The 7,270-nt window shown below is 40.5% G+C and carries 8 protein-coding genes; 6 read left to right on the top strand and 2 right to left on the bottom strand.

The features are described 5' to 3' along the window. The first annotated feature begins 216 nt into the window (after nucleotides 1-216). The 6 genes from K1F36_RS14855 (at nucleotide 217) to K1F36_RS14830 (ending at nucleotide 3,857) form a co-directional block, all read left to right on the top strand. Nucleotides 217-1,422 carry a serine hydrolase domain-containing protein gene (locus tag K1F36_RS14855; RefSeq protein ID WP_220114549.1) on the top strand — a complete coding sequence of 402 codons (1,206 nt, stop codon included), beginning with the start codon at nucleotides 217-219 and terminating at the stop codon, nucleotides 1,420-1,422. Between the two features lie 84 nt (nucleotides 1,423-1,506). Further along, complete coding sequence (locus tag K1F36_RS14850; RefSeq protein ID WP_220114548.1) at nucleotides 1,507-1,866, top strand: bleomycin resistance protein; 360 nt, start codon at nucleotides 1,507-1,509, stop codon at nucleotides 1,864-1,866. 131 nt (nucleotides 1,867-1,997) lie between these two features. Then, on the top strand, nucleotides 1,998-2,318 hold the full coding sequence (locus K1F36_RS14845) for an ArsR/SmtB family transcription factor (RefSeq protein ID WP_207036728.1): 321 nt from the start codon (nucleotides 1,998-2,000) through the stop codon (nucleotides 2,316-2,318). Then, on the top strand, nucleotides 2,315-2,821 hold the full coding sequence (locus K1F36_RS14840) for an SRPBCC family protein (RefSeq protein ID WP_220114547.1): 507 nt from the start codon (nucleotides 2,315-2,317) through the stop codon (nucleotides 2,819-2,821). Before K1F36_RS14845 ends, K1F36_RS14840 begins: the two co-directional genes overlap by 4 nt. Before the next feature lie 3 nt (nucleotides 2,822-2,824). Next, nucleotides 2,825-3,484, top strand: a complete 660-nt coding sequence (locus K1F36_RS14835) for a DUF998 domain-containing protein (RefSeq protein WP_220114546.1) — start codon at nucleotides 2,825-2,827, stop codon at nucleotides 3,482-3,484. After that, complete coding sequence (locus K1F36_RS14830; RefSeq protein WP_220114545.1) at nucleotides 3,462-3,857, top strand: iron chaperone; 396 nt, start codon at nucleotides 3,462-3,464, stop codon at nucleotides 3,855-3,857. Before K1F36_RS14835 ends, K1F36_RS14830 begins: the two co-directional genes overlap by 23 nt. A gap of 26 nt (nucleotides 3,858-3,883) precedes the next feature. On the opposite strand, the gene cmk is transcribed toward K1F36_RS14830, so the two are convergent. Then, nucleotides 3,884-4,582 (bottom strand): (d)CMP kinase, encoded by a 699-nt coding sequence (gene cmk / locus K1F36_RS14825; RefSeq protein WP_220114544.1) that lies wholly within the window; start codon nucleotides 4,580-4,582, stop codon nucleotides 3,884-3,886. Nucleotides 4,583-4,631: 49 nt separating this feature from the next. Then, entirely contained in the window at nucleotides 4,632-7,082 is a 2,451-nt protein-coding gene (gene lon / locus K1F36_RS14820; protein WP_220114543.1) for an endopeptidase La, read from the bottom strand. Nucleotides 7,083-7,270 lie beyond the last annotated feature (188 nt).

The raw sequence follows: 7,270 nt of genomic DNA, 5'->3' as shown, positions 1-7,270 counted from the left end.
AAAAAAGTCGGAAGAATAATCTTCCGACCATGACTGCCCTTGGGGCGTTTTTTTTGTTTTTGAGATTATAACAAAAACCAGCGAAATTCCTTACCTCTTCCGAATCGTATTTTGAATTGTTGGATATCGTTTTATCTATTGGTTTCCATTTGAGTTTGCAACACTCAAGAAAAAATACCGTCTTTGAATTAATTCATCTCCTATAACCATTAAATAATGCGTAAAATCAAATTCAGCTTCATTGTAATTTTCTTTTTGACATTAGCATGCAATTCCGATAAAAAAAAGAAAATCGTCAATTCCTCAATAGAAGAAGAGTCCTCGATACAATCAAGGATTGAAAACAACATTTACAAAATAGACGAAAATGGCAAAAATGATTCCATAGCCACTACCCTTGAATCAAGAATGGAAGCCTTAAATGTACCTGGGGTCAGCATTACGGTTTTTGACAACAATGAAATCCTTTGGTCAAAAGGCTATGGTAAAAAAAATAAGAAAACAGGGAAAAATGTAAACGAAAGCACTCTCTTTCAAGCAGCTTCGATTTCTAAACCAGTTGCCAGTGTTGCGGCATTTAAATTGATTGAAAAAAACAGGTTTTCCCTCAATGAAAATATAAACTCAAAATTAGATAGATGGCAAGTACCCGATAATCAATTTACCAAAATAGAAAAAGTGACACCCCGTAGAATCATGAGCCATACTTCTGGTTTAAGCACATCTGGGTTTCAAGGCTACAACAAAAAAGATTCGATCCCTACACTATTGGAAATAGTACAAGGAAGTGATATCACGAATTCAGAACCTGTTCGTGTTGTCCAAAAACCTGGGGAGTCCGAATTATATTCGGGCGGTGGAATGGAAGTGTTGCAAATGTTGATGGAGGATGTAACCGGAGAAGAGTTCCCCCAACTACTAAACACTTTGGTACTTAATCCAACTGAAATGAAGAACAGTTCCTTTGCTTACCCACTACCAGAAAGGTTGGATAGTTTAACTGCAAATGGCTACAATGAAAATGGAAAAGTTGTGGATGGCGGTTATCATATCTACCCCGAAAAGGCAGCAGCTGGGCTTTGGACCAATCCAACCGATTTAGCCCTGTTTATGATAGCGCTAGGAAAATCATATCGTGGAGAAGATAGTAGTTTGCTGAGCCAAGAATCAGCAAGGACGATGATGACCAGGGTACCCGGTGCAGGTGGTATCGGAATTGGGATAGATGGAGATGGGGATGCTTTTCGTTTTAGACACACTGGAGGAAATGCAGGATTTGTTTGCTATGCAGTATCCTTCGCCAACAAGGGTCGTGGAGCGGTAATTATGACAAACTCGGACAATGGCTTCCCTTTGGCCCATGAAATAGTACGAACTATTTCTAGAGAATATAATTGGCCCGCCATGTGGATGCGTGAATAAAAATTTTATTTGAGTATCTTTTTGTAGGATTAACGGTTAAAAAGCACGATTTTTTCTTAGTTGTTCAACACAAAATAATTTTCCATGCTTACCGACATTAATCCGAAACTTCCCATGCGTAATAAAAAAACGACACTTGATTTCTATTGCGGTCAACTAGGCTTCAACATATTTGGAAACGCCGATTATGATGGATATCTAATGTTGGAGAAAGATCAGGTGCAAATCCATTTTTTTGAATTTCGGGACCTTGACCCTAAAGAAAACTACGGCCAAGTTTATATACGTACAGACCATATTGATAAGCTTTATCAATCCTTGCTGGCAAACAATACCAAAATACACCCGAACGGAAAATTAGAGGTAAAACCCTGGGGGCAGAAAGAGTTCTCTCTTTTGGATCCGGACAACAACTTGTTGACTTTTGGACAACATCAACAGTAAGCGTCGGCACACTAATACATTGCCTCAATAGCAATTCAAAAATTCATTTTTATAACGAATAAGTTGTAAAATAATTTTATGAAACCAAATAGTTGCATATATTTGCAACCAATCAGTTTCATTTTAAAATTATGAGAAGAGATGTGTTTCAGGCCATTGCAGACCCCAAACGAAGGGCAATTATCGCACTTATTGCGGTACAGGCCATGACACCTAATGCCATTGCGGAAAATTTCAACACCTCACGCCAATCTATTTCCAAGCATTTGAAAATACTATCAGAATGCGACCTAGTAAAACAAGAACAGCAGGGAAGGGAAATTCATTATTCGCTCAAAATAGAGAAACTGCAGGAGGTGGATGCATGGATCGAACAATATCGACAAATATGGGAATCCCGATTCGATCAACTTGACAATGTATTATCAAATCTAAAAAAGGATAAAAAATGAAAAACAATTTGCTCTTTGATTTTAAGGTAGACAAGAAAACCAAAACAGTATTTGTGGACAAAGAATTTGCAGCAGACCTATCGTTGGTCTGGGATGCTTTTACCAAAAAAGAACTACTGGACCAATGGTGGGCGCCCGAACCTTTCCAAAATAAAACTAAAATTTTGGACTTTAGGGAAGGTGGAATGTGGCATTATGCCATGATAAGCCCTGAAAATAAAATGCATTGGAACAGATTCGACTATGAAAAAATTGAAGTGCAAAAAATGTTCACAGGTTGGGATGGATTTTGTGATGAAGAAGGTGCGTTTGTGGAAACAGAATTTTCGCGAATACATTGGAAAAACAGCTTTAATGACAACTCTAAAAGCACTATAGTAAATGTTAACCTGACACTAGATTCCCTTGAGGATTTGGAAAAAATAATAAAAATGGGCTTCAAAGAAGGTTTTACTGCAGGTTTAAACCAATTGGACAAGTTATTATTTGTATTGAATAAATAACTTATGAAAAAGAAAACAAACTTTGGTAGCATCTCAGTATTTTCGGGAATTCTTGCTATTATTCTATCTGTTATTGCTCATTCCATAAATCCCAAAATTGACCCATCTTGGCAACCAATTAGCGAAGCATCTCTTGGTAATAATGGTTGGCTAATGAACATTGCATTCCTATTAATGGCTCTGAGTATCGTGTCTTTCATTTTGCAATCAAAAAAATGTTACACTAATCTTGGAGGGAAAATCGGAAAAGTATTTTTGGTAATTTCGGCAATCGGTTTTTTATTGGCCGGCTTTTTCAACACAGACCCAGCTATTCTTCCTCAGGAACAAGCAACTACAAGCGGATTAATCCATATCATAGGAGCAGGACTTTCGGGTTTTTTAATAATTGCTTCATTGCCATTCACTTGGGTTTTTATTAAAAATCCGAATTACAAAAAATATAAGATTCCAATCTTGCTTATGACCATCCTACTTTGGGTTTCGGAAATATGTGTGATATTGGATATGGCAACAGAACTACCCAAAAACAATGGAAATTTGGGTCCTAATGTCATAATCGGTTGGTCAGGTAGAGTAGTTATGTTATTCTGTGTTCTTTGGTTGATCACAATTTCATTGCAAACAAAAAAATACAAAAATGGACAAACCGAAAACTGTTGAGGATTATTTTAATGCTCAACCAGAAACAACAAAAAAAGCACTTAAAGAATTAAAAAGTTGTATTCTCAAAGTTAAACCTAATGCGATCGAACTGTTCAATTATAATATTCCTGCCTACTCATTAGTAAAAGGAGGAAAAAGAGAACAGCAAATTATGATCGCAGGCTATAAAAAACATGTTGGACTTTATCCACATCCAACAACTATGGAAAAGTTCGACTCGGAATTAAGAGAATTTAAAAGAGGGAAAGGTTCGGTTCAATTCCCATTGGACAAACCATTACCAAAAGTCCTGATTGAGAGAATGGTTAAGTACCGAATGGAACTAATATTGAAGAAAAAAACGATAGCTAACAAAGTAAAAGACCGATAAGTGCAACCCAAAAAATCTTTTACTTGTCAAACATGCTTCGCAATCACCCGCTGCGAAAAGTCATAAATACGCTCAAACTGTTCTTCCAGTCCCATATCGCTGTTATCAAACTCAATGGCATCCTTTGCCTTGGTGAGTGGGGAAATAGTCCGGGTAGAGTCGATACGGTCTCGTTCCTCAACATTTTTCAATACTTCGGCATAGGTGACCTCCTCCCCTTTTTCCAAAAGTTCTTTGTAGCGTCGGGCGGCACGGGTCTCCGGAGAAGCCGTCATAAACAGTTTTAGTTCTGCATCGGGGAAGACCACGGTACCAATATCGCGACCGTCCATCACAATGCCCTTGTCCTTGCCCATCTCCTGTTGAATCTTCACCAATTTTTCCCGAACTTCCTTAATGGCAGCCACTGGGCTCACAAAACCGGACACCCGCATAGAACGAATCTCCAGTTCCACATTCTCATCGTTCAAAAACATATCGGAACGTCCGGTTTCGGTGTTAGGGACAAATTTAAGATTGACCTCAGAGAGTTTATCTATCAAAGCTGCGGAATCGAGTTGACCCTTCTCATTAACGAACCCATTGTTCAATGCAAAAAGGGTCACGGCACGATACATCGCACCTGTATCCACATAAATATAATTCAAGGCAGCGGCCAATCGTTTAGCGATGGTACTTTTTCCTGTTGAGGAATACCCATCAATAGCTATCGTAATTTTTCCCATACGCCAAAAATAGGCAGAAATATCATGATGATTACATGACAAGTATCATCTAAAGCTCCTTGGCATTCTTTACTTTTTGTTTGGTAATGGCCAAATCGATTACCTCGCTCATATCGGTTACGTAATGGAATGTCAAGCCTTTTAGATAGTCTTCTTTGATCTCCTCGATATCCTTTTTGTTATCGGCACACAAAATAATTTCTTTGATTCTTGCCCTCTTCGCCGCCAAGATTTTCTCTTTGATACCACCCACTGGCAATACTTTGCCACGGAGCGTAATCTCCCCCGTCATGGCCAAGCTCTTCTTCACCTTACGCTGGGTAAACAGGGAAATTAAAGAAGTCAACATGGTAATACCTGCACTGGGGCCATCTTTTGGCGTAGCGCCTTCGGGAACGTGAATATGAACATTGTACTTATCGAACACACTGGAATCGATGCCGTATTCATCCGCATTGGACTTGATATATTCCATGGCGATGGTAGCGGATTCTTTCATTACTTTACCCAAGTTGCCTGTTACGTTCAATGTACCTTTTCCTTTGGAAAGTATGGACTCGATAAAAAGAATATCGCCCCCTACACTGGTCCATGCCAATCCTGTGACCACCCCGGCGACATCGTTGTTTTCATATTTATCGCGCTCCAGACGGGCGGGGCCCAGAATTTTTTCCACCACGGCATTGTTCACCGTAACGTTGTAATCCTCTTCCATGGCAATGGATTTTGCCGCGTAGCGAACCACCTTGGCTATCTGTTTTTCCAAGTTCCTTACACCGGATTCACGGGTATAGCCCTCAACAATTTTTTCCAATTGGCGCTTGCCTATTTTCAGGTCTTTTTTGGACAGTCCGTGTTCCTCCAGCTGCTTGGGCAATAAGTGACGCTTGGCTATCTCCACTTTTTCCTCGATGGTGTAGCCTGTTACGTTTATGATTTCCATACGGTCGCGCAACGCAGGCTGTATGGTAGAAAGGTTGTTGGCGGTGGCAATGAACATCACTTTGGACAGGTCGTAGCCCATTTCCAAGAAATTATCGTGGAACTCGCTGTTCTGCTCGGGGTCCAAAACCTCCAACATTGCAGAAGATGGGTCGCCTTGGTGACTGCTGGCCAACTTATCGATTTCATCCAAAATAAATACAGGGTTGGAGGTTCCCGCTTTCTTCAAACTCTGGATGATCCTACCGGGCATAGCACCGATATAGGTTTTTCGGTGACCGCGGATTTCTGCCTCATCCCGAAGCCCGCCCAACGACATCCTAACATATTCTCGACCCAATGCCTCTGCCACGGATTTCCCCAAAGATGTTTTACCCACTCCGGGAGGTCCGTACAAACAAAGAATTGGCGACTTCATATCGTTTCGTAGCTTCAAAACCGCCAAATACTCGATAATTCGACGCTTTACATCTTCCAATCCATAATGGTCTCTGTCCAGTATCTTTTGGGCCCTTTTCAGGTCGAACTTGTCCTTGGAAAATTCGTTCCATGGCAAATCCAACAACAGGTCCAAATAGTTCCGTTGAATGGAATACTCGGCCACCTGTGGGTTCATGCGTTGCATTTTGGAAAGTTCCTTCTCAAAATGTTCTTGCACTTTTTTGCTCCATTTTTTCTTCTTGGCCTTTTCCGCCATCTCGTCCACCTCTTCTTCATAGGACAGCCCGCCAAGTTCCTCTTGGATGGTCTTCATCTGTTGGTGAAGAAAATATTCGCGCTGTTGTTGGTCCATATCGCTACGGACCTTGCTCTGGATATCGTTACGAAGCTCCAATTTTTGAAGCTCCATGTTCATATACTTCAAAGTGGCCAATGCTCTTTCCTGAAGATTGGCAATTTCCAAAAGCTGTTGCTTGTCCTTTACATCCAGATTAAGGTTGGAAGACACAAAATTGATCAAGAACGAATTGCTCTGAATATTCTTGATGGCGAAAGTGGCCTCACTTGGAATGTTTGGGTTATCCTTGATGATTTTGAAAGCCAATTCCTTTATCGAATCAATAATAGCCTCAAACTCACTTCCTTTTTCATCGGGACGCTCCTCTGCTGCTTCGCTCACCTTGGCCGTTAAATACGGCTTTTCGGTAAGTACCGCATCGATTTTGAACCGCTTTTTACCTTGAATGATGACCGTAGTGTTACCATCAGGCATTTGAAGCACCCGTAAAATACGTGCTACGGTCCCGACGGTGTTGATGTCCTCTGGACCTGGGTTCTCTACGGATTCATCCTTTTGGGACACCACCCCAATGGTTTTGGAACCATTGTTGGCATCCTTGATCAAATTGATAGACTTATCCCTGCCGGCCGTAATCGGAATCACCACACCAGGGAACAAGACTGTATTTCGTAGCGGCAATACCGGCAAAGTTTCCGGCAAGCGCTCCTTGTTCATCTGCTCTTCATCTTCCGGGGTCAACAACGGTATCAATTCCGCATCTTCATCCAGCCCTTGCAGATCTATATTGTCAAATTTGGTTATTTTCATCTCTCCCATATCAACTTTTCGGTCATTTTGTCATAAAAAACAATCGACCCACATTTTTATTCTACGTTAAAGCATCGTCAAACCCCTAAAAATCAATGTTCATAGCGACTCTTGAGCTTCTTATCACCCATTAATTGGCAATTCCTGTGCCATTAAAAATCAAATTTTAAGAAAAAAGTGTAACAAATGGTAAATTG

This window comes from Flagellimonas abyssi, from assembly GCF_019457905.1.
Taxonomy (GTDB): domain Bacteria; phylum Bacteroidota; class Bacteroidia; order Flavobacteriales; family Flavobacteriaceae; genus Flagellimonas; species Flagellimonas abyssi.
Note: the sequence above shows the minus strand (reverse complement) of the source record. Positions and strands in the feature narration are given on the sequence as shown.

Coding starts and splice junctions, on each gene's coding strand:
- K1F36_RS14835 (WP_220114546.1), top strand. CDS start 2,825: ATGAAAAAGAAAACAAACTTTGGTAGCATCTCAGTATTTTCGGGAATT.
- K1F36_RS14845 (WP_207036728.1), top strand. CDS start 1,998: ATGAGAAGAGATGTGTTTCAGGCCATTGCAGACCCCAAACGAAGGGCA.
- K1F36_RS14855 (WP_220114549.1), top strand. CDS start 217: ATGCGTAAAATCAAATTCAGCTTCATTGTAATTTTCTTTTTGACATTA.
- K1F36_RS14830 (WP_220114545.1), top strand. CDS start 3,462: ATGGACAAACCGAAAACTGTTGAGGATTATTTTAATGCTCAACCAGAA.
- K1F36_RS14850 (WP_220114548.1), top strand. CDS start 1,507: ATGCTTACCGACATTAATCCGAAACTTCCCATGCGTAATAAAAAAACG.
- lon (WP_220114543.1), bottom strand. CDS start 7,082: ATGGGAGAGATGAAAATAACCAAATTTGACAATATAGATCTGCAAGGG.
- cmk (WP_220114544.1), bottom strand. CDS start 4,582: ATGGGAAAAATTACGATAGCTATTGATGGGTATTCCTCAACAGGAAAA.
- K1F36_RS14840 (WP_220114547.1), top strand. CDS start 2,315: ATGAAAAACAATTTGCTCTTTGATTTTAAGGTAGACAAGAAAACCAAA.